General features: G+C 69.1%; 5 protein-coding genes, 1 tRNA gene and 7 pseudogenes. 8 read left to right on the plus strand and 5 right to left on the minus strand.

Annotated features, from left to right (window positions below):
• The 6 genes and pseudogenes from G6N53_RS00870 to G6N53_RS00900 all read left to right on the plus strand — a co-directional run.
• Positions 1–703 (plus strand): annotated as a pseudogene (locus tag G6N53_RS00870) (amino acid adenylation protein); the annotation flags it as partial.
• A pseudogene (locus tag G6N53_RS29760) lies at positions 704–1999 on the plus strand (M1 family metallopeptidase); the annotation flags it as partial.
• A gap of 30 nt (positions 2000–2029) precedes the next feature.
• A pseudogene (locus G6N53_RS00885) lies at positions 2030–3249 on the plus strand (hypothetical protein); the annotation flags it as partial.
• Between the two features lie 67 nt (positions 3250–3316).
• A pseudogene (galE, locus tag G6N53_RS00890) lies at positions 3317–4288 on the plus strand (UDP-glucose 4-epimerase GalE).
• 4 nt (positions 4289–4292) lie between these two features.
• Positions 4293–6035: pseudogene (locus tag G6N53_RS00895) on the plus strand (hypothetical protein).
• An 18-nt stretch (positions 6036–6053) separates the two neighbouring features.
• Positions 6054–6485: a carboxymuconolactone decarboxylase family protein gene (locus G6N53_RS00900; protein ID WP_205390499.1), complete on the plus strand. Its 432-nt coding sequence runs from the start codon at positions 6054–6056 to the stop codon at positions 6483–6485.
• On the opposite strand, the gene G6N53_RS00905 is transcribed toward G6N53_RS00900, so the two are convergent.
• A tRNA-Thr gene (locus tag G6N53_RS00905) sits at positions 6438–6513 on the minus strand. The genes G6N53_RS00900 and G6N53_RS00905 overlap by 48 nt on opposite strands.
• Positions 6514–6562: 49 nt before the next feature.
• Positions 6563–7645, minus strand: a complete 1083-nt coding sequence (locus G6N53_RS00910; RefSeq protein WP_237166299.1) for a DNA polymerase III subunit delta' — start codon at positions 7643–7645, stop codon at positions 6563–6565.
• A 232-nt stretch (positions 7646–7877) separates the two neighbouring features.
• On the opposite strand from G6N53_RS00910, the pseudogene G6N53_RS00915 reads away from it, so the two are divergent.
• Positions 7878–9460 (plus strand): annotated as a pseudogene (locus G6N53_RS00915) (adenylate/guanylate cyclase domain-containing protein).
• 14 nt (positions 9461–9474) lie between these two features.
• On the opposite strand, the pseudogene topA reads toward G6N53_RS00915, so the two are convergent.
• The 3 genes and pseudogenes from topA to G6N53_RS00930 form a co-directional block, all read right to left on the minus strand.
• Positions 9475–12286, minus strand: a pseudogene (gene topA, locus G6N53_RS30385) (type I DNA topoisomerase).
• A 133-nt stretch (positions 12287–12419) separates the two neighbouring features.
• Entirely contained in the window at positions 12420–13010 is a 591-nt protein-coding gene (locus G6N53_RS00925; protein ID WP_163886483.1) for a hypothetical protein, read from the minus strand.
• A gap of 142 nt (positions 13011–13152) precedes the next feature.
• On the minus strand, positions 13153–13356 hold the full coding sequence (locus G6N53_RS00930; RefSeq protein ID WP_006243848.1) for a cold-shock protein: 204 nt from the start codon (positions 13354–13356) through the stop codon (positions 13153–13155).
• A 288-nt stretch (positions 13357–13644) separates the two neighbouring features.
• Here G6N53_RS00930 and G6N53_RS00935 point away from each other — a divergent pair, with 288 nt between their 5' ends.
• A complete protein-coding gene (locus G6N53_RS00935; protein WP_163886484.1) occupies positions 13645–15993 on the plus strand; it encodes a DNA 3'-5' helicase SftH in 2349 nt (782 codons plus the stop codon).
• Position 15994: the final 1 nt, after the last annotated feature.

The raw sequence follows: 15994 nt of genomic DNA on the forward strand, positions 1-15994 counted from the left end.
TGCTGCGCGCCACCGTCGAGACGTTCCGGCTCGTCCCCGTCGTGGTCACGTTCGCCATCGGGGTGGCCGTTCTGCTGTCCGTCCAAGCCGTGGTGCTGACCGCCGGCTGGATCTGGGCCGCGCTGGCCACCGGGGTTATCCTGCTGGCCGCCGGGGCGGTGGCCGGCGGCATCGCGGTGGCTGCCAAATGGATTGTGGTGGGCCGGATCACCGCCATCGAACATCCGCTGTGGTCGTCGTTCGTGTGGCGCAACGAGGTGTCGGACACATTCGTCGAGACCGTGGCGGCGCCGTGGTTCGCCCGTGGGGCAGCGGGTACACCGGTGATGAATCTGTGGCTGCGGGCGCTGGGCGCGAAGATCGGACGGTGGTGTGAGAGCTACTGGCTCCCAGGCCGACCTGGTGACGCTCGAGGACGGCTGCACTGTCAACCGTGGGTGCGTGGTGCAGACCCATCTGTTCCACGATCGCATCATGCGGATGGACACCGTCGTGCTCGAGCAGGGCGCGACGCTGGGACCACTGCGTGGCGTTGCCCGCGGCGCGCATCGGGTCAGGAGCCACGGTCGGACCGGCATCGCTGGTGATGCGCGGCGACGTGGTTCCACCGTCGACTCGATGGCAGGGCAACCCGATCGCCTCGTGGAACCCGCCACGCAAGAAGCGTGACTCGTCGAGTCCCAAGCCCAAGAAGCCGGCGGCCGTGAGCGCAAACGAAGTGGCCAAGAAGAACGGGTCACCGGTCATCGACCCGTACCTTCCCGGCTCCGGCAACTTCGGCTACCGGGTGTCGCGCTACGAACTCGAACTCGAATACAAGGTGGCGATCAACCGGCTCGCGGGGGCGGCCACCATCACCGCCGTCACACTGGCCGAACTCGCCACGTTCACCCTGGACCTGTCGGATGCGCTCGCGGTGTCCAAGGTGACGGTGAACGGCAGGCGGCCCTCGCAGTTCCGCACCCAGGCAGGCAAATTGCACGTCACCCTGGCGGAGCGGCTACCCGCCGGCGCGGCGATGGTGGTCGTCGGTGCGTTACGGCGGCACCCCGCGTCCGATCCGGTCCCATTGGGGCGAAGTCGGTTTCGAGGAACTGACCGAAGGCGTGCTGGTCGCGGGCCAGCCCAACGGTGCCGTCGTGGTTCCCGTGTGACGACCACCCCAGCGCCAAGGCCAGCTTCCGGGTCCAGATCAGCACGGAGAGCCCGTATTTCGCGCTCTCCAACGGCTGCTGTCCCGGCGCGCCCGTGCCGGCATGACCACCTGGGTCTACGAGCAGGCCGAGCCCACCTCGACCTATCTGGTCACGCTGCAGATCGGCGTCTACAGCAGGCAGCGGATGTCGAAGAACGGCGTCGAGATCTTCTCGGTCCTGCCCGACCGGCTACGCACGAACTTCGAAACCGACTTCGGCCGTCAGTCGCAGATGATGAAGCTGTTCGTGAAGCTGTTCGGTCCCTATCCTCTGGCCGGCGGATACACCGTGGTGGTGACCGACGACGACCTCGAGATCCCCCTCGAGGCGCAGGGAATCTCCATCTTCGGCGCCAACCACTGTGACGGGCAGCGGAATTCGGAACGGCTGATCGCACACGAGCTGGCGCACCAGTGGTTCGGCAACTCCGTCACCGTCCAGCGCTGGCGCCACATCTGGCTGCACGAAGGTTTCGCCTGCTACGCGGAGTGGCTGTGGTCCGAGCACTGCGGAGAGCGCACCGCAGACGAGCACGCCCGCCACCCACCAGAAACTGCTCAACTCGGCGCAGGACCTGGTCCTCGCCGACCCCGGCCCGCGCGACATGTTCGACGACCGGGTGTACAAGCGCAGGCGCTCACGCTGCACGCCCTGCGCAGCCAGATCGACACAACTTCTTTGCGCTGCTCAAGGATTGGACGGACCGCTACCGGCACAGCAGCGCGGTGACCGACGATTTCACCGACCTGGCGGCCCACCACAGCGAGGATTCGCTGCGGGAGCTGTGGGCCGCGTGGCTCTACACCGAAGGTGCCATCGCTGGACGTGTGGGTGTGACAGACGCGGCGGCGGCGCCCTCAGGCGCGGTGACCCGCAGCAGCGTGGTCCGCGTCGGCGCGGCGACAGCGCTGACCGCGCGCGTTGCGGGTACGCGGTGCTCTACCTGGCCGCGCGGGATCTCGAGCCCGCAGGCTTCTCCGTCTTCGGGGTGTTCTGGGGGGCGTTCGGTCTGGTCAGCGGGGCGGCCTTCGGCCTGCTTCAGGAGACCACCCGGGAGATCCGGTCCGCCGCCGCCGATCCACCGGCCGCGCGCACCCACCCGTTGCGGGTCGGGGCGGGTGTCGGGGTGACCGCCGCGCTGTTGATCGCCGCGACCTCGCCGCTGTGGTCACAGCACGTCTTCGTCGAGGACAGGGCGCTCAGCGTCGCGCTGCTGTGCGGCGGGCTGGCCGGGTTCTGTCTGCACACCACGCTGCTCGGCGCGCTCGCCGGGGTGAACCGGTGGTCGCAGTACGGCGCGCTGATGGTCACCGACGCCGTGCTGCGGGTCGCGGTGGCGGTGGCCACCTTCGCGGTGGGCTGGGGCTCGGCGGCTATCTGTGGGCGACGGTCGCCGGCGCGATCGCGTGGCTGTTGCTGCTTGTCACCTCGCCGACGACCAGGGCGGCCGCCCGGCTCACTGCGGTCGACACCGCCACTTTCCTGCGCGGCACCGGGCACTCGATCGCCGCGGCCGGTGCCAGCGCGGTCCTGGTGATGGGTTTTCCGGTGCTGTTGAAGGCCACCTCGGGTGACGATCTCGGTGCCACGGGCGGCGTGGTCCTCGCGGTGACGTTGACGCGGGCCCCTGCTGGTGCCGCTGACCGCGATGCAGGGCAACCTGATCGCGCACTTCGTCGACCAGCGCACCCACCGGCTCAAAGCGCTGGTGGCGCCCGCGGCGCTGGTCGGTGCGGTGGGCGCGGCGGGGATCGCCCTCGCGGCGGCGTTCGGGCCGTGGCTGCTGCGGGAGGGCTTCGGTGACGAGTACCTCGCCGACGGTGCGCTGCTGGCCTGGTTCACGGCCGCGGCCGTAGCGATCGCACTGTTGACACTGACCGGCGCGGCGACGGTGGCCGCCGCGCTGCACCGGGCATACGCGGTCGGCTGGCTGAGTGCCACGGTGGCCTCCACGCTGCTGTTGCTGCTGCCGTTGGAACTCGAACTGCGCACCGTCATCGCGCTGCTGTGCGGGCCGCTGCTGGGGATGGCGGTGCACCTGGCCTCGCCCGCCTGCACACCGCCGGGTAGCCGACGAATACGCTGCCCGCAGGACGGCGACCGAGAGCAGAGGAGACGACATGGGCTGGCTGGTGACCGGCGGCGCTGGGTACATCGGTTCCCACGTGGTCCGCGCCCTGCTCGAGGCAGTCCTCCCGGTGGTGGTGATCGACGACCTGTCCACCGGATTCGAGCAGTTCGTCCCGAGTCGGCCACCTTCGTCCGCGGCACCCTGCTCGACCGGGACCTGATCCAGGACACCCTGCAGCGCTTCGCGGTCCGCGGTGTCATCCACATCGCGGGCTACAAGTACGCGGGCGAGTCGGTCAAGCGTCCACTACACACCTACGAGCAGAACGTGACGACCACGGTCAACCTGCTGCAGGCGATGGAAGCCGCAGGGGTGGACCGGATCGTGTTCTCGTCGAGCGCCGCGACCTTCGGCACGCCCGATGTCGAGATCGTCGACGAGACCACCCCGACAACCCCCGAATCGCCCTACGGGGAAACAAAGCTGATCGGTGAGTGGCTGCTGCGCGACGCCTCGCCACCGGGCTGCGGCACACCAGCCTGCGGTACTTCAACGTCGTCGGATCGGGTTCGCAGCAGCTGTTCGACGCCAGCCCGCACAACCTGTTCCCGAAAGTGTTCGACATGCTCTACCGCGGGGCGACACCGAGCATCAACGGCGACGACTATCCGACCCCGACGGCACCTGCGTGCGCGACTACATCCACGTCTGCGACCTGGCCGCGGCTCATGTGGCGGCGGCCCGACGACTCGACGACGGGCTGACGGTCGAGCCGGTGTACAACCTGGCAGCGGCGCGGGCACGTCGGTGAGAGATCATGACCGCGGTGCGGACCGTCACCGGCGTCGACTTCGAACCGCAGATCCTGCCCCGTCGGCCGGGTGACCCGGCCCGGATCGTGGCGGCCGGTGATCTCGCCGCGCGGGACCTCGGTTGGCAGATGCGGCATTCGCTCGAGCAGATGGTCGCCTCGGCGTGGAAGGCCCGCCAGAGCGCCGGAGACGCCTACCCGCGCTCGTGAGGTCCTGGTCGCCCGCTCCGCGCTCGCGCTGATCGCACTGCACCTGGTCGTTCGGGCCGTGCTGGCGTTCGGCGGGTACTTCTACTGGGACGACCTGATCCTGGTCGGACGCGCAGGCACCCAGAGCCTGCTGTCTCCGGAGTATCTCTTCGACGACCACGACGGCCACGTCATGCCGGGGCCTTCCTGGTCGCCGGTGCCATCACCCGGCTGTCCCCCTGGACTGGTGGGTCCCGCGATCAGCCTGCTGATCCTGGCGGCGCTCGCGTCGTTGGCGCTGCTGGGCATTGCACGTGATCCTGGGCTGGCGCCCGGTGTTGTTGGCGCCCTTGATGTTCGCGTTGTTCACGCCGCTGGCCGTGCCCGGCTTCGCGTGGTGGGCGGCGGCGTTGAACTCGCTGCCGATGCTGGCCGCGCTGGCCTGGGTGTGCGCGGACGCGATCCTGCTGGTGCGCACCGGTGGCCGGCGCTATGCGCTCACCGGCGCGCTGGCGTACTTCGGCGGGCTGCTGTTCTTCGAGAAGTCGGCGATCATCCCGTTCGTCGCGTTCACCGTGGCCGCGCTCTGCTACGTCACCGGCACCGGCACCGTGCGGGAGGTCTGGCACCGGGGTGCGGCTGTGGACGGTGTGTCTGGCGCTGACGGCCGCCTGGGTCGGGGTCTATCTGCTGGTGGTCGACCAGCAACGCTGGAGTTTCGATCTGGCGATGACGTGGGATCTGTTGTGGCGCTCGGTCACCCACGGCATCGTGCCGGGTCTGGTCGGTGGGCCGTGGGACTGGCAGCGGTGGGCGCCGGCGTCGCCGTGGGCCACCCCGGCGACGACGGTGATGATCCTGGGCTGGGCGGTGCTGGCCGGTGTGGTCGCGGTGACGATGGTCCGGAAGCAGCGGCTCGGACCGGTGTGGCTGGCGGCCCTCGGGTACGCGGTGGCCTGCCAGGTGCCGATCTATCTGATGAGGTCGTCGCGTTTCACCGCGCTGGAGTTGGCCCAGACGTTGCGTTACCTGCCCGACCTCGTCGTCGTGCTTGCGCTGCTGGCCGCCGTCGGGCTGTGCGCACCCAACCGGCCCCGCTCGGGATGGCTTGATGCCTCGGCTGTCAGATCAGCCGCGGCGGTCGTGCTCGCGGTGGCCTTCGCGGCCAGCTCGCTGTACTCGACGGCGACGTTTCTGACCAGTTGGCGCAACAACCCCGCACAGTCTTATCTGCAGAACGCCCGGACCGCGCTGGCGCAGGCGCACGCGTCCTCGGACGCGCCGATGCTCGACCAGGAGGTCGACCCGCTGGTGCTGCAACGGGTGGCGTGGCCGGAGAACTTGGCCAGCCACATGTTCGCACTCCTCGACGACCGGCCCGAATTCTCGCCTGCCACAACCGAGTTACGCATGCTCGATGCCGAAGGCCGCCTCGTCGAGGCGAACGTGAGTTGGGTGCGCTCCATTCGACCCGGCCCGGCGCCGCAGTGCGGGTATCTGGTGCAACCCGACTTCCCGGCGCAGCTGCCGCTGGACGGGCCGCTGCTGCCGGCCGACTGGACCGTCGAGATCAACTATCTGGCCAACAGCAACGGATCGATGATGCTGTCGCTGTCGCAGGGCGACGAGGTCAAGGTGCCGGTCCGCCCCGGCCTCAACCGGGTGTGCGATGCCCGGCGCCGGTGATGCCATCACCGTGCGGGCGGTCACCGCGGCGCTGTCGGTGTGTGTGGCCTCGGGGCCGGTCGGCTTTGTGACACCCCGATAGCGATGCGACGCTGTCCCGATGACCGATATGCGTGCGACGGGTTACCACGTTTTCCGTGAGTTGTTGCCGGGCGTCCTGCCCGACGGTGCCGACAGCATCGGAGACGGCGGGTTCGGCGACGAGTTGCTCGAGATCGGCGTCGAGAGCGTGTTCGGCCGGCTGTGGGGCCGTGACGGCCTGAGCCGCCGCGACCGCAGCCTGGTGACACTGGGGATCCTGATCGCGTTGCGCGCCACCGATGAACTGCAGTTCCACGTCCAGATCGCCCGCAACAACGGGCTGACCGAAGACGAGATCGCCGAAGTGATCTACCACTCCAGCGGTTACGCCGGGTTCCCGGCAGCCAACTCCGCGTGCAAGGTGGCCCGGAAGTGCTGCAGGGGAATGAGCTCCCTGCGCCTGTGGAGCCGCCTGGGGGAATCGAACCCCCGACCTTCTCATTACGAGTGAGACGCTCTACCGACTGAGCTAAGGCGGCGTGCCGTCGGGCGGCCTGAGTCTACGGCAGGGTCCGCCGGCCTCCCAAGTCAGCCGCGCAGCGCCTGCCCGACGGTGCCGACCATGGCGTCGACCGCGAACTTCGGTTTGACGTTCACCGCCAGCGCCTCGCGGCATTCCAGCACCGCCTCGATGCAGCGCAGCAGCTTGTCCGGGGGCGCGTGGGCGGCCATCGCGGCGACCTTCTCGGCCATGTCGGGATGGTAGGGCGCCACCGTCGCCACCCCCGACGACACCAGCAGGGCGTCGCGGAAGTACGTGGCGAGGTCGATCAGCGCCCGGTCGAGCGCATCGCGCGATGCGCGGGTCTGACGTGACTTCTGGCGCCGCTCGAGGTCCTTGATCGCGCCGGTGGCGCCGCGCATGGTCCCGGCCGTGCCCTTTCCGGTGCCTCCGGCGCCCAGCGCCGTGCGCAGCTCTTCCGCCTCGGACTCGTTGCGGTCCCCGGTCAGCGCCTTGGCCTCGGCCTCCGCGGTGGCCACCAGCTCCTCGGCGGCCGCGTACGCCCGTGACGGGGTGGCCGCGTCCCGGGCCAGGCTCAGCGCCCGCAGCCGGCGCTCCCTGGCCGTCGGTGGCCAGCCGGCGGGCCCCGACATGGCCGCCGCTGACCGATGCGGCCCACGCGGCGTCTGCCTCCGGTAGCCCGTCGGACTCCACCAGCACCCGGGCGATCGCATCCACCGGCGGGTGACCAAGGCGATGTGCCGGCACCGCGACCGCAGCGTGATCGCGATGTCCTCGGGGTCCACCGACGGCGCGCACAACAGGAACACCGTCGACGGCGGCGGCTCCTCCACGACCTTCAGCAGTGCGTTGGCCGCGCCCTCGGTGAGCCGGTCGGCGTCTTCGACCACCACGATCTGCCAGCGGCCGGTGCCCGGGCGCCGCGAGGCGATCTGCACGATGTTGCGCATCGCGTCGACACCGATGGACAGCCCTTCCGGGATGATCCGGCGCACGTCGGCGTGGGTGCCCGCCATCGTGGTCGTGCACGCCCGGCACTCCGCCGCCCCCGGGCCACCGGAGGTGCACTGCAGCGCGGCGGCGAAACACAGCGCCGCCACCGAGCGGCCCGAGCCGGGTGGACCGGTGATCAGCCACGCGTGGGTCATCGAGCCGGCTGCGGCGTCCGTCTCGTCACCGGGGGCATCAGCGGGGCGTCATCGGGGCACTGTGAGCCGAATCACCGCGTGCGGCGCGCCGCCGCGATCAGCTCCGACTCCACTGCGTCTTGGCCCACAAGACGCGAAAACACCTGTCATCGCCGATAACAGTAATGCTGCGAACCGACACGTCCGTCCCAGACGCCCCGTCACGGTCAGCTGCGCCCGATACGGTAAGCGGGTGGCCGCCGAACCGATCGAGATCGGACGAATCAGCGCATTCGTCCGTTGGGTCGCGCGTACCCCGTGGCCGGTGTTCACGCTGGGCATGCTGCAGGCCGACATCATCGGCGCCCTGCTGGTCCTCGGGTTCCTGCGGTTCGGTCTGCCGCCCGAGGACCGCATCCAACTGCAGGATCTGCCCGCCTACAACCTGGCGATCTTCCTCGGCTACCTGTTCGTCTCGTTCACCGTCGCGTCGTACCTGACGCTGCGGATGCTCATCCCCGTGATGCGCTGGCAGCGGCGCGACATGCTGCTCGGTGACCGCGACCCGGCTGACACCGCGGTGGCCCGGATCCGGGCGCTGAAGATGCCGTTCTACCGCTCGCTGATCAGCGCCACCAACTGGCTGCTGGGCTCGGTGGTGTTCATCGTCGCCAGCTGGCCGGTGGCCAGCAAATCCGCGCCTGTGGTGGCCGTCGCCACCGGCCTGGGCGCCACGGCGACCGCGATCATCGGGTACCTGCAGTCCGAACGTGTCCTGCGGCCGGTGGCGGTCGCAGCGCTGCGCGGTGGGGTTCCAGAGAGTTTCCACGCCCCGGGCGTCATCCTGCGCCAGGTGCTGACCTGGGTGCTGTCCACCGGGGTGCCCGTGCTGGCGATCGTCCTCGCGCTGGTGGCCAGCAAGTTCGCCATCCTCACCGCCCCGCCGAACGCCTGACCACGACGATCCTTCTGCTGGCGATCGCGGCGCTGGTGATCGGGCTGTCGAGCACCGTGCTGGTGGCGATGTCGATCGCCGACCCGCTGCGTCAGCTGCGCTGGGCGCTGGGTGAGGTACAACGCGGCAACTACAACGCCCACATGCAGATCTACGACGCCAGCGAGCTCGGGCTGCTGCAGGCCGGGTTCAATGACATGGTGCGTGACCTGGCCGAACGGCAACGGCTGCGGGATCTGTTCGGCCGGTACGTCGGCGAGGACGTCGCGCGCCGCGCGCTGGAACGGGGCACCGAACTCGGCGGCCAGGAACGCGACGTGGCCGTGCTCTTCGTCGACCTGGTCGGGTCCACCCAGCTGGCGGCCACCCGCCCGGCCGCCGACGTCGTCAGCCTGCTCAACGACTTCTTCCGGGTGGTCGTCGACACCGTCAACCGCCACGGTGGTTTCGTCAACAAGTTCCAGGGCGACGCGGCGCTGGCCATCTTCGGCGCCCCGATCGAGCATCCCGACGCCTCAGGCGCGGCGCTGGCCGCCTCCCGCGAGCTGCACGACGAGCTCATCGACGTCCTCGGCGAAACGGACTTCGGCATCGGGGTGTCGGCGGGGCGGGCGATCGCCGGCCACATCGGCGCCCAGGCCCGGTTCGAGTACACCGTCATCGGCGACCCGGTCAACGAAGCCGCGAGGCTGACCGAGCTGGCGAAACACGAGAAGGGCCACGTGCTGGCATCGGCGATCGCGGTCAGCGACGCTCTGGACTCCGAGGCGCTGTGCTGGGACGTCGGCGAGATCGTCGAGTTGCGCGGCCGCACCGCGCCGACCCAACTCGCCCGGCCGGCACACCTGGTGTCGGTCGACGGCGCCAGCGCCTCCCGCTAGTACTACGAGTCCGGCTAGCTCTTCTTCGCGGCTTTTTTGGCCGCTTTTTTGGCGGGCGCTTTCTTGGCCGCCCTTGGGGTCTTCTTCGCGGCCTTCTTCACCGGGCCGCGGGCCCGGCGGTCGGCGAGCAGCTCCGAGGCCCGTTCGTCGGTGATCGACAGCACGTCGTCACCCTTGCGCAGGCTCGCGTTGGTCTCCCCGTCGGTCACATACGGGCCGAACCGGCCGTCCTTGATCACCATCGGGTTGCCGCTGGCCGAGTCGTTGCCCAGCTCACGCAGCGGCGGAGCGGCCACGCCCTGCCTGCCGCGCCGCTTGGGCTCGGAATAGATCTTGAGCGCCTCGTCGAGGGTGATGGTGAACATCTGCTCTTCGGTCGCCAGCGAACGAGAGTCGGTGCCGCGCTTGAGGTATGGCCCATATCGGCCGTTCTGCGCGGTGATCTCCTCGTTGGTGGCCGGGTCGACACCGACCACCCGCGGCAACGACAGCAGTTTCAGCGCGTCCTCGAGGGTCACTGTTTCCAGATCCATCGTGCGCAGCAGCGAGCCGGTACGCGGCTTCGGTCCGGTCGGCTTCTTGCCCTTCTTCGCCGGGGTTCCGGCGGAGCCGTCGTCGTCCTCCGGCGGTTCGGGCAATACCTCGGTGACGTACGGGCCGTAGCGCCCGTCCTTGGCGACGATCTCGTGACCGGTCTCCGGATCGACGCCCAGCGATCGGCCCTCTTGCGGTGTGGCGAAAGCCTTTCGGCCAGCTCCAGGGTCAGCTCGTCGGGCGTCAGCTCGTCCTGAGGTTGGCCCGCTGCGGCTTGAGCTCGCCGGGGTTGTCCGGATCGGCGATCATCCGCTCGAGATACGGCCCGTTGCGCCCGACTCGGACGTTGACCGCGCGTCCTCGGCGTCGTCGAAGAGCTTGATGGAGTTGACCAGCCGGGCGTCGATCTCTTCGAGATTGCCACCGACGAGCTTCTTGAGACCACCCGCGCGGGCGATCGAGCCCTCGACGCCGTGGTCACCACCGAAGTAGAAGTTGTTGAGCCAGTTGGACCTTCGCTCGTTTCCGGATGCGATCTCGTCGAGCTCATCTTCCATCGCGGCGGTGAAGTCGTAGTCCACCAGGCGAGCGAAGTGCTGCTCGAGCAGTCCGATGACCGCGAACGCCACCCACGACGGGACCAGCGCACTGCCCTTCTTGTGCACGTAGCCGCGGTCCTGGATGGTTTTGATGATCGACGAGTAGGTCGACGGGCGACCGATGCCGAAGTCTTCCAGCGTCTTGATCAGCGAGGCCTCGGTGTAGCGGGCCGGCGGACTGGTGGTGTGCCCGTCGGCGGTCAGGTCCTTGGCGTCGACCCGCTGGCCCTGGGTGAGGTTGGGCAGCCTGCTCTCGGCATCGTCGGCCTCACCGCCGGCCTGATCGTCGAGGCTCTCCACATAGGCCTTCAGGAAGCCCGCGAACGTGATGGTGCGGCCGCTGGCATTGAACACGACCTGCTCGCCCGAGCTGGCGGCGCCGGCGATGCGCAGCGACAGCGTGGTGCCGCGGGCGTCGGCCATCTGCGAGGCGACGGTGCGCTGCCAGATGAGCTCGTAGAGCCGGAACTCGTCGGTGTCGAGCGAAGCGTGCAACTGGCCCGGCGTCTGGAACACATCGCCGGCAGGGCGGATGGCCTCGTGGGCCTCCTGGGCGTTCTTGACCTTGCGGGTGTACTGCCGCGGCGACGGTGCACGTACTCCTCGCCGTAGAGCTGCCTGGCCTGGTTGCGGGCGGCATCAATGGCCGACTGCGACAGCGTCGTCGAGTCGGTACGCATGTAGGTGATGTAGCCGTTTTCGTAGAGCCGCTGCGCGATGCTCATGGTGCGTTCCGAGGAGAAGCGCAGCTTGCGGCCGGCCTCCTGCTGCAGCGTCGAGGTCATGAACGGCGCGTAGGCCGCGCCGGGTGTAGGGCTTCTGTTCGACCGACGACACGGCCAGCTGCGCGCCGCGCAGCCCCTGGGCCAGCGCGCCGGCACCCGCCTCGTCGAGAACGAGCACCTCGTCGGGCTTCTTGACCGCCCCGAGGGAAGTCGCGGCCACTGGCCACCCGCCGGCCGTCGACTGTGTTGAGCTTGGCGGTGAACCTGGGAGGAGATGCGGCGGCATCGGAAACGCTGGCGTCCAGTTCGGCGGTGACGTCCCAGTAGCCGGCGCTGCGGAACGCCATCCGTTCGCGTTCGCGCTGCACGATGATGCGGGTCGCGACGGACTGGACCCGCCCGGCCGACAGCTTCGGCGCCACCTTCTTCCACAGCACCGGGCTGACCTCGTAGCCGTACAGCCGGTCGAGGATGCGCCGGGTCTCCTGCGCGTCCACCAGGTCGTTGTCCAGGTCCCGGGGATCCTCGGCCGCGGCGCGGATCGCCGGCTCGGTGATCTCGTGGAACACCATCCTCTTGACCGGGATGCGCGGTTTCAGCGTTTCCAGGAGGTGCCAGGCGATGGCCTCGCCCTCCCGGTCACCGTCGGTGGCGAGGTAGAGCTCGTCGACGTTCTTGAGCAGATCCTTCAGCTCGGCGACGGTGCTCTTCTTGTCCGGGCTGACGATGTAGAGCGGCTCGAAGTCGGCGTCGACGTTGACCCCGAGGCGCGCCCACGGCTCGGACTTGTACTTGGCAGGGACGTCGGCGGCGGCCCGGGGCAGGTCGCGGATGTGCCCGCGGGACGACTCGACGACGTAGTTGGACCCCAGGTAGCCGGCTATTTTGCGCGCCTTTGTAGGCGACTCGACAATGACAAGTCGTCGAACAGCACCATTGCGCCCGCTGCTGCGGTCCTCGTCAGCCACCTTTGACTAGCTCCACTTCTCCGTTTGCACGCGAGCATCGCATACATGTGCGACCGCCGCGGCAAGTGACAATTTCGCACCCTCGGCCTGCCGACGCAAACTGGCCCCTGTCCCCCCGCGTGCCCGAAGGCGGCTACGTCCGCGGCCACTGCGACAACGCCTCGGCGTTGTCGGGTGGTTCCCCTACATTCTCTACCAGGCGCGATAGCCGACGGCGCCCGCTGATCCGCAATGCCGGATGCGTCCCGCGGGTGCCGATCAGCGTCGGCGCAATCCCCACCCTCATCATCGCCGACGCGAGCGGCGAATGCGTTTCCGGCGCGTGCGGGTCCAAACCGAGCAGATATCGATCCGAATCGGGGGTCCCCGCCGCCAGCGTCCACGCCCGCAGCTCCCGTGGCCCCGGTAGCCACTGCGGTGGCACCGTCTTCACCGCCCCCCTCGTCCAGTCCACGGCGATCTCGACCAAGCGGTTGTCCACCGCCGTCCGAACCAGCGGGGTGTCCTCATCGGTGCGGGCGATCTCCGCCTCCAATCCGGCCTCGACGATCATCTCGGCCAGCGCTTGCGCCCGCCACAACTCGTCCACCACCACCGACAACCGGGCACCCCGCTGCGGGCCGCCTCCGACCAGCACCACCTGCCCGGGCGCAGCCAGGATCCCCGTCAGGTCGGCGATGGCCGGTGGCACCGACTCCGCCGAGAAGAAGGACAGCTGGCTCACAGAAGTGACACTAGGGCAGCCCGAGCGTCCGGAGGTGTTGCCGGGCCGGGGCCCGGTCGCAGGCTCACTGACAGAAGCACCCCCGCGTCTTCCGTGACGGAGGACGCGGGGGTGATTGGAGGTTTTGGTTGGTCCGCTTCGCTCAGACGGCCCGAACGCCGGTGGCCTGCGGCCCCTTGGGGCTCTGACCGACCTCGAACTCGACCTTCTGATTCTCTTCCAGGGTGCGGAAGCCGCTACCCTGGATCTCCGTGTAGTGGACGAACACATCGGCAGAGCCGTCTTCGGGAGCAATGAAGCCGAAGCCCTTCTCCGCGTTGAACCACTTCACAGTTCCCTGTGGCATCTCTCGTACTTTCCTTCTCTTCTTACCGGGAGCGGTCCACCGACTTCCGGTGTACCGGGCCCGTTCCGACCGCCATACCTTCGTGGAGTGCTCGGAACTCGACCCGACCTACAACCCTCGCAGGAACCGCGGCCGCAACGACGATCCTGCGAGTGCGAATACACGAACACAGAAGCTGCGACCGCAAGTAGTCAATCACGTTCGGGGCTGCTGCGACAGTCACGGAGGAATCACGTAGTGAACAATTCACATGCGGGGGGATTTCGGCGACATCCGGGAGGGGCCGAGGTGACGGATCCGGGGTCGGATTTCGGCCGCGAGCTGCTGGCTTGCGCGGTCGACGGCACGGCGGCCGACGAGCACCCGCTGCGCCACGTCGCCGACCTGCCGCCGCGCCGGGCACGGACCCGACCGTGGCCGCACTGGGCGGATCCGGACCTGGTGCAGGCTTTCCGCGATCGGGGTGTGGTGACCCCGTGGTCGCATCAGGTGGCGGCGGCCGAACTCGCGCGCGACGGCCGCCATGTCGTGCTGAGCACGGGCACCGCGTCGGGCAAGTCGCTGGCCTACCAGCTGCCCATCCTGACGCGGCTGACCGACAATCCGCGGTCCCGGGCGCTGTATCTGTCGCCGACCAAGGCGCTAGGGCACGATCAGTTGCGGTCGGTGGCCGCGCTCACCTCCGCGGTGCCCGGACTCATCGATGTCGCCCCGACCCCCTATGACGGTGACAGTCCCGCCGAGGTGCGGCGCTTCGCCAGGGAACGGTCCCGGTGGATCTTCTCCAACCCCGACATGATCCACCTGTCGATGCTGCGCAACCACGCCCGCTGGGCGGTGTTCCTGCGAAATCTCGACTACCTCGTGGTGGACGAATGTCATTACTACCGGGGCGTTTTCGGATCCAACGTGGCGATGGTGCTGCGTCGGCTGTTGCGGCTGTGCGCCCGCTACTCGGCAACAGGCACTGACTCTTCCGGGCCAACGGTGATCTTCGCCAGTGCGACGACCGCGCAGCCCGCGATCACCGCCTCGGAGTTGATCGGGCAGACGGTGGTGGAGGTGACCGACGACGGGTCGCCCCAGGGGGCGCGCACGGTCGCGCTGTGGGAACCGGCGCTGATGGACGATCTGTTGGGGGAGAACGGCGCTCCGGTGCGTCGGTCGGCCGGTGCCGAGGCGGCACGCGTGATGGCGGACCTGGTCGCCGAGGGCGCGCGCATGCTGACGTTCGTGCGCTCCCGCCGGGGCGCCGAACTCACCGCGCTCGGGGCCCGGGCGCGGCTCGCCGAGACGGCCCCGGATGTGGCCGATCAAGTGGCCTCCTACCGGGCCGGATACCTCGCCGAGGACCGGCGCGGGCTGGAGCGCGCGCTGGCCGACGGCGAACTGCGCGGTGTGGCGACGACGAACGCGCTGGAGCTGGGGGTGGACATCGCGGGCCTCGATGCAGTGGTGCTCGCCGGTTTCCCCGGCACTGTCGCGTCGTTCTGGCAGCAGGCCGGTAGGGCAGGACGGCGCGGCCAGGGGGCACTGGTGGTGATGATCGCCCGCGACGACCCGCTCGACACCTACCTGGTACACCACCCCGCGGCCCTGCTCGACAAGCCCATCGAACGCGTCGTGATCGACCCGGAGAACCCCTATGTCCTTGGGCCCCAGCTCCTCTGCGCTGCCACCGAGCAGCCGCTGACGGATTCGGAGGTGCGGATGTGGAACGCAGAGGCGGTGGCCGGCGACCTCGTCGACGACGGCCTGCTGCGCCGCCGGCCCAGCGGCTACTTCCCCACCCCCGGGGTTGATCCGCATCCGGCCGTGGACATCCGAGGGTCCATAGGTGGACAGATCGCGATCCTGGAGGCCGGTACCGGCCGGATGCTGGGCAGCACCGGGGCCGGGCAGGCGGCGTCGTCGGTCCATCCCGGTGCGGTGTACCTGCATCAGGGCGAGAGCTACGTCGTCGATTCCCTCGACTTCGAAGACGGCGTCGCGTTCGTGCACGCTGAGGATCCCGGTTACACGACGTTCGCCCGGGAGCTGACCGACATCGGTGTCACCGGGCAGGGTGAGCGCCGTGACCACGGACCGGTGACCGTCGGCCTGGTGCCTGTCTCGGTCAGCAACACCGTCACCGGCTATCTGCGTCGCCGTCGCGACGGCGAGGTCATCGATTTCGTCGATCTCGACATGCCCACCCGCACCTTGGAGACGATGGCCGTGATGTGCACCGTCACCCCAGAAGCTCTGCAGCGCAGTGGAATCGATCTGCTGCGCGTACCGGGATCACTGCACGCGGCCGAACACGCCGCAATCGGATTGCTGCCGTTGGTCGCCAGCTGTGATCGTGGCGACATCGGTGGGGTCTCCACAGCCGTCGGACCGGTGGACGGGCTGCCGTCGATCTTCGTCTACGACGGACATCCCGGCGGAGCGGGATTCGCCGCGCGCGGATTCCGCACCATCGCCATCTGGTGGTCCGCCACCGCGGCGGCGATCGCGGCCTGCGAGTGCCCCACGGGCTGTCCGTCCTGCGTGCAATCACCGAAGTGCGGAAACGGCAACGACCCGCTGGACAAGGCCGGCGCAATCAACGTGTTGCGCCTGGTGATCGGCTCACTGGGCGTTGAAGTCGGGTGAA

It is taken from the genome of Mycolicibacterium hippocampi (assembly GCF_010723735.1).
Taxonomy (GTDB): Bacteria; Actinomycetota; Actinomycetes; order Mycobacteriales; family Mycobacteriaceae; genus Mycobacterium; species Mycobacterium hippocampi.

Coding starts and splice junctions, on each gene's coding strand:
- G6N53_RS00900 (WP_205390499.1), top strand. CDS start 6,054: ATGACCGATATGCGTGCGACGGGTTACCACGTTTTCCGTGAGTTGTTG.
- G6N53_RS00910 (WP_237166299.1), bottom strand. CDS start 7,645: ATGACCCACGCGTGGCTGATCACCGGTCCACCCGGCTCGGGCCGCTCG.
- G6N53_RS00930 (WP_006243848.1), bottom strand. CDS start 13,356: ATGCCACAGGGAACTGTGAAGTGGTTCAACGCGGAGAAGGGCTTCGGC.